Origin of the sequence: Acinetobacter sp. CIP 102136 (assembly GCF_000369685.1) — a bacterium.
Classification (GTDB): domain Bacteria; phylum Pseudomonadota; class Gammaproteobacteria; order Pseudomonadales; family Moraxellaceae; genus Acinetobacter; species Acinetobacter fasciculus.
Genome location: NZ_KB850141.1, coordinates 117283 through 135414, shown reverse-complemented (window position 1 = coordinate 135414; position 18132 = coordinate 117283). Strand labels below are relative to the sequence as shown.

At 45.2% G+C, this 18132-nt stretch carries 16 protein-coding genes; 8 read left to right on the top strand and 8 right to left on the bottom strand.

From position 1 onward, the window contains the following. The first annotated feature begins 347 nt into the window (after positions 1-347). Positions 348-1109, top strand: a complete 762-nt coding sequence (locus tag F893_RS03515; RefSeq protein ID WP_004281371.1) for a hypothetical protein — start codon at positions 348-350, stop codon at positions 1107-1109. 89 nt (positions 1110-1198) lie between these two features. On the opposite strand, the gene F893_RS03510 is transcribed toward F893_RS03515, so the two are convergent. After that, positions 1199-1849 (bottom strand): response regulator, encoded by a 651-nt coding sequence (locus tag F893_RS03510; protein WP_004281370.1) that lies wholly within the window; start codon positions 1847-1849, stop codon positions 1199-1201. A gap of 376 nt (positions 1850-2225) precedes the next feature. On the opposite strand from F893_RS03510, the gene msuE reads away from it, so the two are divergent. The 3 genes from msuE (at position 2226) to F893_RS03495 (ending at position 5657) form a co-directional block, all read left to right on the top strand. Next, entirely contained in the window at positions 2226-2960 is a 735-nt protein-coding gene (gene msuE, locus F893_RS03505) for an FMN reductase (RefSeq protein WP_005105359.1), read from the top strand. Between the two features lie 26 nt (positions 2961-2986). After that, positions 2987-4099, top strand: coding sequence for a dimethylsulfone monooxygenase SfnG (sfnG, locus tag F893_RS03500; RefSeq protein WP_005105358.1), 1113 nt, complete (start codon positions 2987-2989; stop codon positions 4097-4099). Between the two features lie 148 nt (positions 4100-4247). Then, positions 4248-5657, top strand: coding sequence for a cryptochrome/photolyase family protein (locus tag F893_RS03495; protein WP_005250361.1), 1410 nt, complete (start codon positions 4248-4250; stop codon positions 5655-5657). A 62-nt stretch (positions 5658-5719) separates the two neighbouring features. Here the strand turns inward: F893_RS03495 and F893_RS03490 are convergent, their stop codons facing one another. Both F893_RS03490 and acs read right to left on the bottom strand, forming a co-directional pair. Then, positions 5720-6901: an acyl-CoA dehydrogenase family protein gene (locus F893_RS03490; protein WP_005105355.1), complete on the bottom strand. Its 1182-nt coding sequence runs from the start codon at positions 6899-6901 to the stop codon at positions 5720-5722. A gap of 130 nt (positions 6902-7031) precedes the next feature. Further along, entirely contained in the window at positions 7032-8978 is a 1947-nt protein-coding gene (gene acs, locus F893_RS03485) for an acetate--CoA ligase (protein ID WP_005250359.1), read from the bottom strand. A gap of 269 nt (positions 8979-9247) precedes the next feature. On the opposite strand from acs, the gene F893_RS03480 reads away from it, so the two are divergent. Then, positions 9248-9826 (top strand): DUF805 domain-containing protein, encoded by a 579-nt coding sequence (locus F893_RS03480; RefSeq protein WP_005250357.1) that lies wholly within the window; start codon positions 9248-9250, stop codon positions 9824-9826. A 106-nt stretch (positions 9827-9932) separates the two neighbouring features. Further along, the gene (locus F893_RS03475) at positions 9933-10913 is read left to right on the top strand and encodes a mechanosensitive ion channel family protein (RefSeq protein ID WP_005250355.1); all 981 of its coding nucleotides are present in this window, start codon (positions 9933-9935) and stop codon (positions 10911-10913) included. Here F893_RS03475 and F893_RS03470 read toward each other — a convergent pair. The 5 genes from F893_RS03470 to prfB all read right to left on the bottom strand — a co-directional run bounded on the left by F893_RS03470 (position 10887) and on the right by prfB (position 15852). Beyond that, on the bottom strand, positions 10887-11600 hold the full coding sequence (locus tag F893_RS03470) for a 16S rRNA (uracil(1498)-N(3))-methyltransferase (RefSeq protein ID WP_005250352.1): 714 nt from the start codon (positions 11598-11600) through the stop codon (positions 10887-10889). The two genes, F893_RS03475 and F893_RS03470, sit on opposite strands and share 27 nt — an antisense overlap. Positions 11601-11845: 245 nt before the next feature. After that, entirely contained in the window at positions 11846-13126 is a 1281-nt protein-coding gene (locus F893_RS03465; RefSeq protein ID WP_005250349.1) for a 3-deoxy-D-manno-octulosonic acid transferase, read from the bottom strand. Positions 13127-13208: 82 nt separating this feature from the next. Continuing rightward, positions 13209-14294 (bottom strand): alkene reductase, encoded by a 1086-nt coding sequence (locus tag F893_RS03460; RefSeq protein WP_005250347.1) that lies wholly within the window; start codon positions 14292-14294, stop codon positions 13209-13211. Between the two features lie 15 nt (positions 14295-14309). Then, on the bottom strand, positions 14310-14609 hold the full coding sequence (locus F893_RS03455; RefSeq protein WP_004281346.1) for an ArsR/SmtB family transcription factor: 300 nt from the start codon (positions 14607-14609) through the stop codon (positions 14310-14312). Positions 14610-14756: 147 nt separating this feature from the next. Further along, positions 14757-15852 (bottom strand): peptide chain release factor 2 gene (prfB, locus tag F893_RS03450; RefSeq protein ID WP_101627160.1). Its coding sequence is split into 2 segments (ribosomal slippage): positions 14757-15779 and positions 15781-15852, totalling 1095 coding nucleotides; the frame shifts between segments, so codons are not numbered across the junction. Positions 15853-16353: 501 nt separating this feature from the next. Between prfB and F893_RS03445 the strand changes: the two genes are divergently transcribed. Continuing rightward, entirely contained in the window at positions 16354-17133 is a 780-nt protein-coding gene (locus tag F893_RS03445; RefSeq protein WP_004647252.1) for a putative porin, read from the top strand. 174 nt (positions 17134-17307) lie between these two features. Next, positions 17308-18108, top strand: coding sequence for a putative porin (locus tag F893_RS03440; RefSeq protein WP_004647251.1), 801 nt, complete (start codon positions 17308-17310; stop codon positions 18106-18108). Positions 18109-18132 lie beyond the last annotated feature (24 nt).

Genomic DNA, 18132 nt, shown 5'->3' with positions numbered 1-18132 from the left:
GCCACATAAACTTACCTAGCTTGCATAAAATTTATTCTAATGTGCTAAAAGCAGCAAATATGCCGAAAATACAGCTGAATAAATTGACCAAAATGCTCATTTTTTAATTCACTATGGCAAAAACTGACGAATGTATTAATGTACATGTGTACACTTAGTTACAATTAATTATCTTATTGTTTTTAATAAAAATTAAAGAGTAATTTTCCACTACTATAACTTTAGTCGTATTTTTATCCCTTGTACTTGGCTCTAAAAATAGAGGAATAAGAAACGATCAGTTTCCATCTCATGTAGCCTTAATTTTTTTGGTCGCTGATCTATTTCTGCATATCGGAGTTCTTCACATGAACATAGATCAAAACCAAGGCCTGAATCAGACCCAGCAGTTTCACCGTCAATATGGCGCCAACGCCTTATTGCCAAGCATTGACTGGGCACAGATCTTTAAATACAGCAAGCTGAATGATGCCCAGTATCAGGCACTGGAAACGCTGTATCAGAGTGCAGTCCCCTTGGCACTGCAAGTCTTTGATGAATTACATTTTGATGTCTTCGAACCTTATGCCTACAAGCCGCAAGGTCTGGGCCTCTTTGAAAAGATTGCTGAACAGGAAGACAAGCTGATTCAGTCTTTAGAAGCTGAAACAGAGGATCTTCCGGCAAAAACCCGTCATCAGATCTGGAGCATGTTGCTGCGTGGTGGCGCAGTACTGGTCTTTAAGGCCTGGCTGGGTAAGGTCAAAAATGAAGAAGATTGCCTGGACACCAGCCAGTTCGATGAGCTGTCTGATCTGTTATTTATCAAAACCTGCCCACATGAACTGGCGCAACGTTTACATGTCGATCCGAATACGCGCGACGAACATGTCTTCCTGATGTATGACAATGAAGTTTATCTAGATCGTTTTAACAGTCTGGAAACTGCAGCACTGTTTGTGGATCTTGGTGTTTATGATGCGACTTTCCTGAGTCTGCGTGATGATCGCGTGGCGGAATATCTGAAGTCGAAAGGTTATGTCACCGAAGAGCAGATTGATGAATTGCAATGTGCCTTAAATCCTTTGTTTTGTGATGATTTCACCCGCAAACAGGATTATATCGCCTAGCTGACTCAGGCCTTTGCACTCATTTTTGCAGATTTCGCCCATAAAAAAAGACCTCCAAGGAGGTCTTTTTCAATTCGGCTATGCAAAACTTACATTTTGCGGTCTTCAATATTCAGTGCATTAATGGCCAATACCGCCTGAGTCCGGTTCTGTACCCCAAGCTTACGGAAGATTGCCGTCACATGCGCTTTAATCGTCGCTTCTGACACATCCAGTTCATAAGCAATCTGTTTGTTTAATAAACCTTCAGCCACCATCATCAATACCCGGAACTGTTGCGGCGTCAAAGACTGGATCCGTTCTGCCAAAGCCGTTTCATCGGCAGCACGCGGATCAAAATTCATATTGGCCGGCAGATTTGGCGGTAACCAGATTTCACCTTCCAGCACTTCACGAATCGCTTCACCGATATGGCTTGGGTGGGCAGATTTAGGAATATAGCCCATCGCACCATGTGCGATCGCACGCTGGATGATGCTGACTTCTTCATGCGCAGACACGACAATAATCGGTAAAGACGGATATTGTGCGCGGACATGCACCAGGGCAGAAAAGCCGGAAGCGCCCGGCAGGTTTAAATCCAGCAGCACAAGATCAGGCTCAGGGCCATTTTCTAGACGTTCATAAAATTCATTGACTGCCGCAGTTTCATGAATCTGGGCTTGTGGCAGGCTATAACGTACAGCTTGAATCAAAGCATGACGAAATAGTGGATGATCATCAACGATTAAAATATTCATAGGCAACGTGAGAGAGATCTTGGCACGGTAGCCCCTATTCTAACCACACAACCCGGTTAAGGATATGCAAGACACTACAATTTTTAAAATAATATGCAGTTTTTCTTCAAAATTGCCCATTTTTGCACTATTGCAATAATTGTTTAATTCTCATCACTTTTTTATATATCACTTATTCCTCACTGAAAAAGCTTATCTTTATTCAATATAAATATAAATATCATTCACTTATATACAAAACCCTCCTTAAGAATCAGGCCTTTGTCGTATATCGCAAAATCAGATAACTTTTCAGCTTTTCGTTATTTTACAGCCCTTCGCTGAATCGGGATTAATAGGGTCATTCCGAGATTAACCCTATTTTCAGGTTCTAAATATGTCTAATTTTAATGCGCAAAAACCCTTAAATATTGTTGCCGTATCTGGCGGTTTAAATCACCCCTCAAAAACCGAAGCCTTGGTTCAGGCCATTCTGGATGAGCTGGGTGAAGCAACACCAATCAATGTGCATTTCATTAAATTTAGCGAAATTGGTTCGCTCTTGGGCGGTGCAATTTACCGCAATCAATTGCCGCAACGCGTTCAGGATGATCTGGCAGCAGTAGAAGCCGCAGATGCGCTGATTGTCGGCACCCCAGTTTACCGCGCTTCATTTACCGGCCTGTTCAAGCATTTCTTTGACTTTGTTGAGCAAACGGCGCTGGTCGATGTTCCTGTCTTATTGGCGGCTTCTGGTGGCAGTGACCGTCATGCGCTGGTGCTTGAACATCAACTGCGTCCCTTATTCAGCTTCTTTCAGGCACAGACTTTACCGATTGGCGTCTATGCCACCGACCGCGATTTCACCCCTGCATATACCATTCATAGCGAATTGCTACGCGACAGGATTACCCTGGCTGTGGCGCGTGCATTGCCGATTCTTGAATGGGCGCCGGCCAAAGGACAACGTGCTGAAGTCATTAAAGAAAAAACCCTTCAGGCGAGTCAAAATCTGGGCATTAACAAGCAGATCGAACAGGAAGAAGTGCTGCCTTCAGCAGCCGTGCCGAGCCTGGATGCCGCAGAATCGCGCTTGCACAGCAAGAAAGCATCAAAGACTCAAGTGGCTTGAACACAGCATTGCAGAGGGTGATGAATATGTCGAATGATAAAAATATCGTATTTGCCTATTGGGTGCCGAATGTCAGTGGTGGCCTGGTGGTCAGTAACATCGAGCAGCGCACCGACTGGAGCTATGACTATAACGTGCGTCTGGCACAAACCGCTGAACAGGCAGGCTTTGACTATGCTCTGACCCAGATCCGTTTTACCGCGGGTTATAATGCAGAAAACCAGCATGAATCGGTCAGCTTCAGTCATGGCATTCTGGCCAAAACAGAACGTTTGAAAGTCATTGCCGCGATTCTACCGGGTCCATGGAAGCCGGCACTGGCCGCCAAACAACTGGCGACGATTGATCATCTGAGCAATGGCCGGATTGCGATCAATGTGGTCAGTGGCTGGTTCCGCGGCGAGTTTGATGCGATTGGGGAAGAGTGGCCGGAACATGACGAGCGTTATGCCCGTTCGGAAGAGTTTATCCGTAGCCTAAAAGGGGTTTGGACCCAGAACAACTTTAATTTTGAAGGTAAATATTATCAATTTAAAGACTATACCCTGAGTCCTAAACCATTGCAGAAGCCTCATATAGAAATCTTTCAGGGCGGCAGTTCCCGGGCAGCACGTGATATGGCATCCCGTGTATCTGACTGGTACTTCACCAATGGCAATACCCCGGAAGAACTGAAAAAACAGATCGATGATATTCGTGAAAAAGCCAAAGCAAATCATCACTCTGTGAAAATTGGTGTGAATGCCTTTGTGATTGCACGGGATAGCGAAGAAGAAGCGCAGGCCGTATTGCAGGAAATTATTAGCAAGGCCAACGTTCAGGCAGTGAAGTCTTTTGGTGAAGCCACCCGTGAAGCCGGCGCAGCAAGTCAGGAAGGTGAAGGCAACTGGGCCCAATCCACCTTTGAAGATCTGGTGCAATACAATGATGGTTTCCGCACTAATCTGATCGGGACACCGCAGCAGATTGCTGAACGGATTATCGAACTGAAGAAAGTCGGTGTCGATCTGATTCTCTCAGGCTTCCTGCATTTTATTGAAGAAATCGAATATTTTGGCCAGAAAGTGCTGCCTTTGGTCCGTGAGCTTGAAGCACAACAGGCAACCCCTGTGCAGCAAGAAGAAGCTGAGCTCGTATAATCATTCCAATAAATCTCAGCAGATTCACTCCCTCCCTCAAGGCTCGGCTTGGGGGGATTTTTTTATGTGATAAAATTGTTGTCTGGCTAGGTTTAAGATCATCAATTCCTTAAAATTCTGCACTAACGACTTTCCAAGAATTTGAACAATGCAACTGATCTGGTTTCGTCAAGACCTCCGCATTCATGATCATGCCGCGCTCTGGCATGCCACCCAGCAAGGCAGCTGTATAGCACTGGTGGTTCTCTCTCCCGAACAATGGAAGCTGCATCAGGATGCCCGGACTAAAATTGATTTTTATCTGCGCCGCCTCGGCATCTTAAAGCAGCAGTTAGCGCAGCTGAATATTCCATTAATCATTTTAAATATTCCCTTATGGCAAGACCTGCCGGCCGAAATGCTAAACCTGTGTCAAAAACTGCGGATTGATACGCTACATGCCAATATTGAGGTGGGCGTGAATGAACTGCAACGTGATGCAAAGGTACAGCAGATGCTGGAACAGCAGCAGATCCGGGTCGAGCTGTATCATGATCGCAGCCTGTTTCCACTGACCAGTATCCGCAATCAGTCCAATCAACCCTATCAGGTCTATAGCGCATTCAAGAAAAAATGCTATGAGCGACTGATTCAGGATATACCGGGCTGCTATCCTGCCATTCAGCCTCAAGATCTGCTTGAATTACCGGATCAGCTGAACAATTTTGATCTGGGAAAATTTGCGGCTGATTATTCTGTTGACCATACTGCCCAGCTCTGGCCTGCGCAGGATCAAGCTGCCATTGAGCTGCTCGATGACTTTATCGGGGAGAAAATGGCTCACTATAAAACCGAGCGTGATTTACCTGCAGTTGATGGTACCAGCCGCCTGTCACCGTATCTGAATATCGGTATTCTCTCAATCCGTCAATGTATGCAGACCCTGTTTAAGGACGGATATTTCCAGATTGATGATATCGGTCAGCAGACCTGGCTGGATGAACTGCTCTGGCGCGAATTTTATCTGCATACCCTGTTTGATTTTCCCCGTGTATCCAGACATCGGCCTTTTAAGGAAAATACCGATAATATCCAGTGGCGCAATGCACCTGAAGATTTGGCCGCCTGGCAGCAAGGACACACCGGGATTCCAATTGTCGATGCTGGTATGCGGCAGATACGGGCTACTGGCTGGATGCATAACCGGGTGCGTATGATTACTGCGATGTTTCTATGTAAAAACCTGCTGATTGACTGGCGTCTGGGAGAAAGCTGGTTCATGCAGCATCTGATTGATGGTGATCTGGCGGCGAACAATGGCGGTTGGCAATGGTGTGCCTCGACGGGTATGGATGCGGTACCCTATTTCCGGGTTTTTAACCCGGTCAGCCAATCACAGAAGTTTGATCCGAATGGAGATTACATCCGTCAATGGGTGCCGGAACTGGCGCATCTGGATGCCAAAAGCATTCACGAACCCTATGCCAAAAATCCGGATCTTGAACTGGATTATCCAAAACCGATTGTGGATTTGAAAGCCTCTCGTGTAAGAGCGATTGAGGCGTTTAAGCATATTTAAAACCAAATTTTTTCATCCCGAATAAAAACAGCCTCCGATAAAGAGGCTGTTTTATTTTTAGATCAGGAATAAAAACTCGGATCAGGCACTTTTCCAGTCAGCACCCATTCCCCCACTTCCTGATATTTATAATCGATCGGGTCATGCAAGGTCTGGGTGCGGACATTGCGCCAGAAACGGTCAAGATTGAGCTTGGCCGTGGTGGCCCGCGCACCCATCACCTGGAAAATATTCTGGGTAATATAGAGAGAGGTATTGGTTGCGGCAATTTTGGCTGTGGCAATGGCAACTGAGACTTCACCGCGCTGCTCAGCTGTTAAATCATTCCCAAGCTCCCAGGCTGCCTGTAAAGTCTGAACCGCTTTATCTGCCAGTAAGCGTACACTTTCCAGTTGTACATAAAACTCGGCAAAATGCTTCTGGATAAAAGGATCATTCACTGCATCGTCTGCCAGTGATTTGGACCAGGCTTTTTGGGTTTGTACGGTCTGCTTGGCGACGTCAAATGCCCCTTCTGCCACGCCCAAAAACAGATGCACAAAAATCAGCTGGGCAATCAAAGGCCGTAGACTGGAATATGGCGTACTCAGTGGACCGGGATTTAACAGCAATTCATCTTCATGAATTTTGACCTGCTCAAAATGGCTGGTACCACTGTCGGTCTGGCGTTGGCCCATATTGTTCCAGTCGCCCAGAAAGCTCACGCCCTCTCGCCAGGTAGGAATCACTCCTATCAGTAATTTTCCTGCTTCGTCATAACCTGAACACAGCAACATATCCGAATCAATCGAACCTGAGCAGAAGCTTTTATCACCATGGAAAATATATTCGTTTTCTGAAACTTTTGTAACTGTGGTGCGATGGTCCAGCGGATTTAGAGTATTACCCCAGAATAGATTATTTTGGGCAGTCTGTTCAAACCACGGGCCATATTGTTCCGATTGGGAAAATAATTGCACGGTCGCAATCAGCAAATGATGAAAGCCATAGACATGCGCCAATGAACTGTCGACTTGGGCAATGGTCTGAATGGTGCTAAAAATGGTCTGCCAGTCGGCACCCTGACCACCATAGTGCTTCGGAATAGACAGGCCAAGCAAGCTACTCTGGCGAATCAGGTCACGTTCGGCTTTGGGATTCCCCCCCTGTTTATCCCGTTCTGCTGCAGTCTGGGCGAAAGTTTCAGCCAGTTGCCGGGCAATCTCTAAGGGCAACTGATCGAGATATGATTGTCGTATATTCATTGTTTTTGGACCTATATTCAGCATGGCTTGAGCTTAGCAGATTGCAGCCTGTCACTATATCCGAAAGCATGCAGAGCTTATTCCCGATATAAAAATACCGGCGGGATGCCGGTATTGGAAAAGCTTAAATTTAAGCGTTATTACGCTGTACCTCTGCGATCAAATGATCCACCACCTGCGGTTCAGCCAGGGTTGAAGTATCTCCGAGACTATCCAGCTCATCGGCTGCAATTTTTCGCAGGATCCGCCGCATGATTTTGCCGGAGCGGGTTTTTGGCAAGGCCGGTGCCCAGTGCAAGGCGTCTGGTGTAGCCACTGGACCAAGAATCTTGCGTACCCAGCTGACCAGTTCTCCACGTAATTGATCTGAACTGGCAACATCAGCCTGCAAAGTCACAAAGGCACAAATGCCCTGACCTTTAATATCATGCGGCATACCCACTACAGCGGCCTCAGCCACCGATTCATGCGCCACCAGTGCACTTTCAATTTCTGCCGTACCTAGACGATGTCCGGACACATTCAGGACATCATCGACACGACCGGTAATCCAGTAATAACCATCTTTATCGCGACGCGCCCCATCTCCGGTAAAATAAGTACCGGGATAGGTAGAGAAATAAGCTTCAATAAAACGCTCCGGGTCTCCCCAAATGGTACGCATCTGACCCGGCCAGGAATCCTTAATCACCAGATTTCCCTCAGCTTCACCCTCCAGTTCCTTGCCATCGGCATCAACAATAGCTGGTTGTACGCCGAAGAAAGGTCGTGTCGCAGAACCCGGTTTTAAATCAGTCGCACCCGGCAAGGGCGTAATCATAAAACCGCCAGTTTCGGTTTGCCACCAGGTATCGATGACGGGACAGCGGCTTTCACCGACCACGGTGTAGTACCAGTTCCAGGCTTCCGGATTAATTGGCTCACCGACCGATCCTAAAATTCTCAGGCTGCTACGGTCACTTTCCCGTACAAAAGCATCGCCCTCACGCATCATGGCGCGGATCGCGGTCGGTGCAGTATAGAGAATGGTCACGTTATGCTTATCAACAATATGTCCAGTACGCGCCCAGCTTGGATATTGCGGCACACCTTCAAACATCACGGTGGTGGTCCCATTCGAGAGTGGCCCATACAGTACATAGGAATGCCCGGTGATCCAGCCCACATCTGCGGTACACCAGAATACATCATCCTGCTTGATATCAAATGCTTCACGGAAGGTGCAATTCACATAGGTCAGATAACCGCCGGTGCTATGCATCACGCCCTTGGGCTTGCCGGTGGAACCTGAGGTATACAGGATAAACAGCGGATCTTCGGCATTCATCGGTTCGGGTGGACAGATGTCATTCACTGACATAATTTCCGTGTGATACCACAGATCACGTCCTTCCTGCATTTCAATTGGGTTACCGGTGCGGTGTACCACCATTACATTTTGAATCGAGTCTGTACCCGCCAGTTTCAGTGCTTCATCGACATTGGCTTTCAGTGGAATGGCCTTACCGCCGCGCATGCCGGAATCCGCAGTAATCACCATTTTCGCCTGACAGTCTTCAATCCGGCTGGCCAAAGAATCTGGCGAGAAACCACCAAATACCACGCAATGCACCGCCCCGATCCGGGCACAGGCCAACATAGCAATCGCAGCTTCAGAAACCATCGGCATATACAGCATGACCCGGTCGCCTTTCTGGATGCCATTTTTCTTCAGCACATTGGCAAAACGGCAGGTTTCATCATGCAGCTCGGCAAAGGAAATAATCTTGTGCCGCGAAGGATGATCCCCTTCCCAGATGATGGCCGGTTTATAAGGATGTTCTTTCAGGTGCCGATCCAGACAGTTGGCACTGACATTGAGCTGACCATCGGCAAACCATTCGATTTTAAAATCGTCTTTGTTAAAGCTGGTATTTTTGACTTGGGTAAAGGGCTTGATCCAGTCCAGACGTTGCGCCTGTTCTGCCCAAAATTTATCTGGCTGTTCTATAGAATATTGATAACGTTCAAAGTACTGGTCTTCGAGCGTACGTGCTGTTTTTTTAAATTCTTCGGGTACTGGATAGATCTCTTGCATAGGTCACTTCCTTGATTTTGTTCTATCTCATCACGAGAGGTTAATGCTGCGTTGTTGATTGTTTTTTATGCATAATGGCAGTATGGCCTGCTTATTTCAAATCCGGCAATCATGCTTTCGTCGTAGATTATTTATACAAATTCAATCAAAATAAACCACAACTTACAGTACAGAATCTTCTGCGCAAATGTGTATGATCTGTAGCACAGCCCTTAAAAATAAAATTGACCGCTTGTGGTTATTTCATCTGATTTAGCAGGATACGCTTTATGAAATCGCCTGAATCTCCCTACTTTAGCCCGCCTGCGCTGCCTGCATCGGATCATCCCCTTTCGATGAAAGGCCGCTTCGGACGCTTGAGCTTTATTGCCTGGTCGGCATTTCTGTATTTCATTTTTTTATTTGGCAGTATCGCACTGGGTCTCAGCATTGATATTGTGAATATTTCTACCCACTCCATGGATCCCAACTGGCTGATTTCACTGCAAGGTTTGGCCAGTATTGTTGTACTGGCCATGGTTCTGGTCTATGTGTATTTCGCTTTAGTGGTGACCGTTCGCCGTTTGCATGATATGAACCGCAGTGGCTGGTGGGCGCTATTATTTTTGCTGCCGCTAGTAAACATTTTTGTATGGCTTTATATCGTTTTTGGTTCGGGCGATCGAGGCACTAATCAGTATGGTCCGGCACGGATGACCTTGCTCTGGGAAAAAATTCTGGCCTGGCTGATGATTATCCTGACCCTGCTTAGCTTGTTGGGATCTATCGCTTTATTCAGTTATATGAGCGGTGAAGAACAAACCCCTACCCCCACGGAAATGATGCAAAAAACCACCAAATACTTTTAACAACAGCGCCGTTATTTTTAAAATTATCTACTGGTGACTTCGAGTCCTTATTAATTTTTTGCTGAACATCAGGCAAAATAGGCGAAATTTGAATTGTGGAATTTTTGTGGCAGAGCAAAACAATACCTTAAGCCAGGTAACTGAGGGCACCACGGAGTTGTTACATCAGGCAACTGAGAAAACGACCCAGACCGTGATTGAACATACCGCCAAGTATAATGATGCCTACAGCACCATTGACAAGATCATGGAAGGTTTCTGGGAACGTGTGCCTTATTTCTGTATCGCACTGATCGTAATTACGATTTTCTGGTTACTCTCCAAAGTCTTCAAGTTTTTCGTACGTAAAACTTTGGAAAACCGCTCTTATACCCGTCAGAATCTGGTGTTGGTACTCAACCGTGTCGGCAGTACCTTTATTATTTTCTTTGGTATTCTGATTGGACTGGTGATTGCTGTTCCTGGCTTTACCCCAGGTCAGCTGATGAGTGCCCTCGGGATTGGTTCGGTCGCGATCGGTTTTGCCTTCAAGGATATTTTCCAGAACCTGCTCTCTGGCGTGTTGATTCTGCTCAGTGAACCGTTCAAGATTGGCGATGACATTATCGTGAATGGCATGGAAGGTACCGTTGAAGATATCCAGATTCGTGCGACCTTTTTACGCTCACCAGATGGCCGCCGTATCGTGATTCCAAATGCCACGGTCTACACCAGTGCGGTCACAGTCAATACCGCCTATACCCGTCGCCGCTGCGAATTCGTGGTGGGCATCGGCTATGAAGATGACATCCAGAAAGCCAAGGACCTGATCACCGCTATTTTAGATAAAGATCCAACCATCCTGAGCCAGCCAGGCTTTAGTGTCAACGTAACGGCGCTGGCTGACTTTTCTATTACCCTAAAAGCTTTCTGGTGGGTCGATACCACTGAAACCGGCACCGGAACTTCAATCAGTGCGGTGCAGGAACGGGTGATTCAGGCTTTTGCTGAGCATAATATTTCGATTCCTTATCCGGTACAGGAAGTCAAAGTCTATCGTGGCGAAGACAATGAAGAAGCTTCAGCACGTGCTAAACAGTCGACCTAAAACATAAGGAATCACAGTTTCTGTACGAATAATACGGTTGCCCAGACTCACAGCCTGGCAGCCGTTTTTGATGAGTAAATCAACTTCATATGGAATAAATCCACCCTCCGGACCAATAACAATCGTACAGGGATGCTCAATCGCAAAAGGCATCGCTTGCTCTGCATAAGGATGTGCCACATAAGCCGGACCATCCGCACTAATCAAACCCGGCAAGATATCTTCAACAAAGGGTTTAAAGCGTTTATACAGCTCGATTTTCGGAGCAACCGTATCGCCTGCCTGTTCCAGTCCCAGCTCGATATAATGATTTAACTGCTGTAAAAATGGAGTTTGCCAATAGCTTTTATCGACACGATAGCTATGCAGTAAAATGATTTTTTCAACGCCCAAAGTGACACTATCCATAATCAGACGGCGCAGCACTTTCGGACGTGGCAAGGCGACGATTAAAGTCACTGGCAATTTTTCTGGAACCGCTTCTTCTTGCAGTGGTTTCAAGCGCGCTGCTTTTTCAGAGATTTCGACAATTTCCGTCAGGTAACGCTGACCTTCCCGAATTCCGACTTTTAAAGTATCTCCCACTTGAATTTGTAGATGCTGCTGCAGATGTTCCAGTTGCCTAGTTGAGCTAATCGACCAGAATTCAGCTTCGGTTTGACGTGGATCAAGCAGGACGATATTCATAATGATCAAGTTCAAAAAAATAAGAAGTGAAGAGTTAAAAGATGAAAAAAATAAGGTTTCTGACCAGACTATAATTACAATCAGCTATCACGATTGGTGGCAGGGATGCCGCCCGTATCACTGAGGGATAAGGACATCCCTTCAGTGATACAAAAGATTTTTGCTACTTTTCATCTCTGAAAAGTAGGTATCCCCTACGAATGAATATTTCGATCAAACATGATAAATGAGGGAATGACCAAAAATTATAAATACTGATCAATCACCTGAATATGCTTGGCAAGCGATCCCGTATTTAACTGCATAATTTGCTGCGCTGCCGCATTCAAGATTTCCGCCTTAACCTGATCTTGCAAAAGTTCCAGTAATACCTCTGCAGCCTGCTGGGCATCCTGCACCACTGCGACTGCGTCTGCCTGAACGAACTCATCCACGATAGTCTGAAAATTAAAATAGTTTTTGCCTAAAACAGTCGGCACATTCAGCGCAATCGGCTCCAAAATATTATGTCCACCACCTGGTTCATTTAAAGAACCACCCACATAACATGCCTGACTCAAAGCATACCAAAGCCACATTTCACCCATCGAATCGGCCAAATAAACCTGGGTATCTGCTTTAATATGTTGACCTAGACTTCGACGCTGGATTTTCAATCCCAAAGACTGTGCAGCTTGGAACACCTCATCAAAACGTTCCGGATGGCGCGGTACCACAATACAGACCAAATATGGATCAGCTTCTAAAGCAGCTTTTAAAACACTCAGAATTTCTTTTTCTTCAGGAGCATGAGTACTAGCTAACGTGACGATCTTTCGCCCCCCTAACTGCCACTCCTGTTTCAATTGATCTGCCTGATGAATAAAGCGCTCGGGCGCAGTAATATCAAATTTGATATTGCCCAAAACTTGGGTTTTTTCAGCTGCGATTCCCAACTGGATATAACGTTGCTGGGTGGCTGTATCCTGTGCCAAAAGACCAGTTAAATTATTGAGCATGCCACGGGACAAACCTTTAACCTTGGCATAGCCTTTGGCGGATTTTTCGGACAGACGCGCATTCAACAATACACTTGGCACATTAAACTGGGGTGCCTGATCCAGCAGATTCGGCCAAAGTTCAGTTTCCATCAGCAATAAAAGTTTCGGCTGATATTTTTGATAAAATTCACGAATTAAAGTTTTCTGGTCAGCAGGCAAATACACGGCTTGAAACAAATCGAGATAAGGCGCTTTTAAAAAAAGTGATTTAGCGCGTGCCTGACCGGTTTTGGTGGTATTGGTGACCAGCACCGGATGGCCAAGTTTTAAATAATGTTCAATTAACGGTTGGGCAGCATTGGTTTCACCCACCGACACCACATGAAACCAGATGGCATGCAGGTTTTTGGGTGGCTGAAACGGGCCGAAACGTTCTGTCAGTTCTTGTTGTAATTGTTCAGGATCGGTCGCACGTTTACGGATACGCGATTGATATAAGGGTTTAACCAGCGCCAAGGCTGCGTTATACCAAAATGGAGTGGCCACATTGCGCCCCTGTCCAAAGATTCAATGGGCAGAATATAGCAGAGCCACATCAACATGTTAATCAATGTGGCTCATTTTTAGATTACTCTACTGTAGTTAAAGCTTCTGCTTCAGCCAATGTCGGATAATCAATATAGCCTTCCGCGACATTGGTTCCGATCATATTTTCCAGCTTCAGTTCATTCAGCGGCGCATCTTCGAGCAGACGTTCGTATAGATCCGGATTGGCAATATAAGCCTTACCAAAAGCCACCGCATCAGCCTTGCCTGATGCCAACAGCTCAATCGCATCTTTACGACTTAGTTGCATATTGGCAATATAAGGCACTCCACCTGAACGCTCTTTCATATATTCAGAAATACTGTCTTCTGCCAGATATTCACGGGTAAAGAAGAAGGCAATCTTGCGCTTACCCAGCTGCTCCATGGCATAGCCAAATGTTTCACGTGGATCATTGTCGCCCATGTCATGGTCATCACAACGCGGCGCAAAATGCACCCCTACACGATCTGCGCCCCATACTTCAATCAGTGCATCAGTTGCTTCTAGCAGGAAACGTGTACGATTTTCCACTGAACCGCCGTATTCATCTTCACGCTGATTGGTTTTGCTTTGCAAGAACTGGTCAATCAGATAACCATTGGCAGCATGTAATTCAACACCATCAAAACCGGCTTCTTTAGCACGAATCGCGGCTTGCTTATATTGCTCGGTAATGGCATGAATTTCAGAAACTTCCAAAGGACGTGGCGTAACGTATGGACGTTTTGGACGTAACAAGCTGACATGACCCGCCTGTTGTACTGCACTTGCAGAGACTGGTGTTTCACCATTTAACAGATCCGGATGCGATACACGACCAACATGCCAAAGCTGGGCAACAATCAGACCGCCCTTCTCATGAACCGCTTGAGTAACCTTTTTCCAGCCTTCGACCTGAGCATCGGTAAACAATCCTGGAGTATTTAAATAGCCATTGGCTTCTTCAGAAATCACTGTGGCTTCAGAAATAATCAGGCCAGCACTTGCACGTTGCGCATAGTATTCAACCATCATTGGGGTTGGAACGCGATCAGCAGTTGCGCGGTTACGGGTCAGCGGCGCCATGATGACACGGTTTTTAAGCTCTAACGCACCGAGCGTTAAAGGAGAATTTAATTCAGCCATCGTTACTCCCACCTGTTAAAGGTGTTGTTGTAGGTGTTCGATAAATTGTTGAATCAAAGTTTCATTGCGGGAGAAATATGACCACTGTCCATGCTTGGTCGCAGTGATCAGGCCAGTCTGCTGTAACACCGACAGGTGATTGGACATGGTGGACTGGGAAACCTGGCCCAAACGTTCAATTTGACCTGCACAGACCCCACGTTGAAAGCCACCACACTCTTCCGCAGACAGATATTGCTCCGGAGATTTTAACCACTCCAGAATTTGTCGACGGGTCGGATTGGCTAAGGCTTTAAAAATTAGATCAAGGTCCATAGGCACATCACAATCAGTGGCGCAACGAAACTTTATTCAGCATCTGCGACCATTATATCGTATTTTTACGATTTATATATCGAATAATTTAGATATAAGAGTCACAATCTGTACAAGCTTGGTTACGCCAGCTATTTAAACAACTTCTTACAAGCCCTGTTTCAAGCTTGCTTCGATAAATTTGTCCAGATCACCGTCCAGAACTGCGCCAGTATTGGAATTTTCCACACCTGTACGCAAATCCTTAATACGTGAATCATCCAGGACATAAGAACGGATCTGGCTACCCCAGCCGATATCAGACTTGGAATCTTCCAGTGCTTGTGCCGCTTCGTTACGTTTGCTCATCTCGAGCTCATAAAGTTTGGCACGTAACTGCTTCCAGGCGTGGTCACGGTTGGCATGTTGTGAACGCTGGTTCTGACAGGCCACCACAATTCCGGTCGGTGCATGGGTTAAACGCACGGCAGAATCTGTTTTGTTAATATGCTGACCACCCGCCCCTGATGCACGATAAGTATCGGTACGAACATCGGACGGATTGATTTCAATTTCGATATTGTCATCAACTTCCGGTGACACAAACACGGCAGAGAACGAGGTATGACGACGGTTGCCCGAGTCAAAGGGCGACTTACGCACTAAACGGTGTACACCAGATTCGGTACGTAACCAGCCGTAGGCGTACTCACCTTCCACACGAATCGTCGCAGATTTAATCCCGGCAACATCGCCATCAGATTCTTCCATCACTTCTGCTTTAAAGCCATGACGTTCAATCCAGCGTAGATACATACGTAGCAACATAGACGCCCAGTCCTGTGCTTCTGTACCGCCTGAACCAGCTTGAATTTCCAGATAGCAAGGATTTGGATCCATCGGATTATTGAACATACGGCGGAATTCAAGCTTGGCCAGTTCTTCTTCAGCCGTGCTCAGTTCAGCCTGTACATCTTCTAGCAAGCTTTCATCATCCGCTTCAACCGCCAGATCAAGCAAAGCCTGTGCATCTTCAAGCTGGGTACTTAAGCGATCCAGCACATTTAATACATTTTCAAGCTCGCCTTTCTCTTTGGCCATCGCTTGGGCACGACTCTGGTCATTCCAGATGGTTGGATCTTCTAATTCACGCAGGACTTCTTCTAAACGCTCTTTTTTCAGATCGTAGTCAAAGATACCCCCGTAGTGTTTGACCACGTTCGTTTAAGTCTTTTAATTGGTTTAGATACGGATTAATTTCCACGTGAATTACTCTCAATCAAAATTAGGCACAAAATTCTTAGCCCGATATTATAGCACAGTCTATTTCCGCTATTTTAACGATCCATTCAGTCTAAGGCTCGAATGTCTTGAGCATTTAGACCTGTATTTCCCTGATCCAATTTTCAACATCTCATAGACTCTTTTGCGTCTTTTTATCCGAAATTTTTATCGGCTTTTTAGCCCCGTTTTATGACCGAAATATAATTTTGCAATTGATTTTATAATTTAGGATTTCTTATTGGTCTGTATAAAAAATCAGCGAATTCAATAGATTCCACAATATCTACACACTTTTAATAAAACACTACATTATAAATTTAATTTTATTATTCAGTCACTTGTTCAGCAAAAATTACACAAGATTACGCTATTCACATTACTGTAACTTTCCTTTGATTGACGATCTTTGGAATTGCTCTAGACTGAAAGTTGTAACAAAAAGTGTAATGTTTTTTAACTCACGATTTGAGGGGTAATAACCATGAAAAAATTAGCGATTGCTTCGGCACTACTTTCAGCAATAGCAATGACTGGTACAGCAGCACATGCTTACCAAGCAGAAATTGGTGCATCAGCAGGAGTGGTTGATCCTGACAACGGTGGAACTAGCGGTTCTTTCGGCGTTGATGGTACATATTACTTCAATCCAGTTCAAACACGTAATGCACCATTAGCAGAAGCAGCATTCCTTGATCGTGCTAGCAACGTGAGTGCGCAATATCAATATAATGAAATTGGTGATTCTGAAGCGCATCGTTATGGCGTAGGTGCAGAGTACTTCGTACCGAATTCTGACTTCTACTTAAGCGGTAACGTCAATGGCCATGATCTGCAAGACAATGATGATCTAGAAAATGATTTAACCACCTATGCAGCTGAAGTCGGTTATCTGCCAGCGCCAGGTCTATTGATTGCGGCTGGTGTGAAAGGTTGGGATAACGACAATGATGATGGCGTAGATCCAACACTTCGTGCTAAATATGTGACGACATTAAGCAATGGTAAAGATATCAACCTGGAAGCAGGTGCAGCGTTTGGTGATCTAGATGAATACAATCTGGCAGCAGATTATTTCATCGACAAAACCTTGAGTGTCGGTGCTGATTATCACAATAATGATATTACCGACAAGAGCGAATTTGGTATCAATGCACGTAAGTTCATTAACCAGCAAGTGAGCTTAGAAGGCCGTGTCGGCTTTGGCGAACAGTTTAACAATGACTACAATACCTTTGGTGTAGCAGCGAAGTACCGCTTCTAATCTAAAACCAAAAGTTAGTCATGCATAGAAACCCATCCTCGGATGGGTTTTTTTATTGCACTCTTAACAAGCATTTAGGTATTTTTGCACATTGACGGGGCGAATATAAACTGTACAATTTGTTACAACTGTTCATCAAACAGTCATATTTTTATAACAAAGAGAGAAATCTAAATGCTTAAGAAACTTGCTCTTGCTACAGCGCTTCTTGCTGGCCTGGGAACTGCACATGCTTACCAAGCTGAACTTAATGTCGGGTATGAAAATACAGATATTGATAATGTTGGGGATCTAGATACATTTTTCATCAATGGAAAATATTACTTAAACACTGTTCAAGTTAAGAACTCTCCACTTGCAGAAGCGGCTTTCCTAAATAAAGCAAGCAATATTGGCTTAGGTTATGCAAATGCAAGCGGTGATGGCGATGAGGATATTGATGTATTTGGTGTAAGTGGCGAGTTTTATATTCCAAATACTCAATTTTATGTAAGCGGCACTATTAACCAGGTTGACTTTGCTGGTGAAGACAATACTGGCTATGCTTTTGAAGTTGGTTACTTACCAGTTAATGGCCTACTATTAGCAGCTGGTGCAGCTAATGAAAGCGTTGATCCAGTTCAGGTAGCAAATTATGGTTTTGTCCCTAACCTCTTAAATGCTGTTACTGTAGGTGATGATACTGCACTATCTTTACGTGCAAAATATGTGACTCAGATTGGTAATCATTTTGCCAATTTTGAAGGTTTAACTTATTTCGGTGATGAAACAACTTATCGTTTAGGCGCTGATCTTTATATCGATCCAACTTTAAGTGTGGGTGTATCAATCGCGGATTCTACAGAAGATGATTCAGATACAGTATTTGGTTTACGCGCACAAAAATTCTTTACACCTGCAATTGCAGCTGGCGTGAACTATACAACTACTGACGGTGCTGACTCTTTCGGTATTAACGGTACTTTCCGCTTCTAATCTCTCCGATTAAAAGCAAAAAAA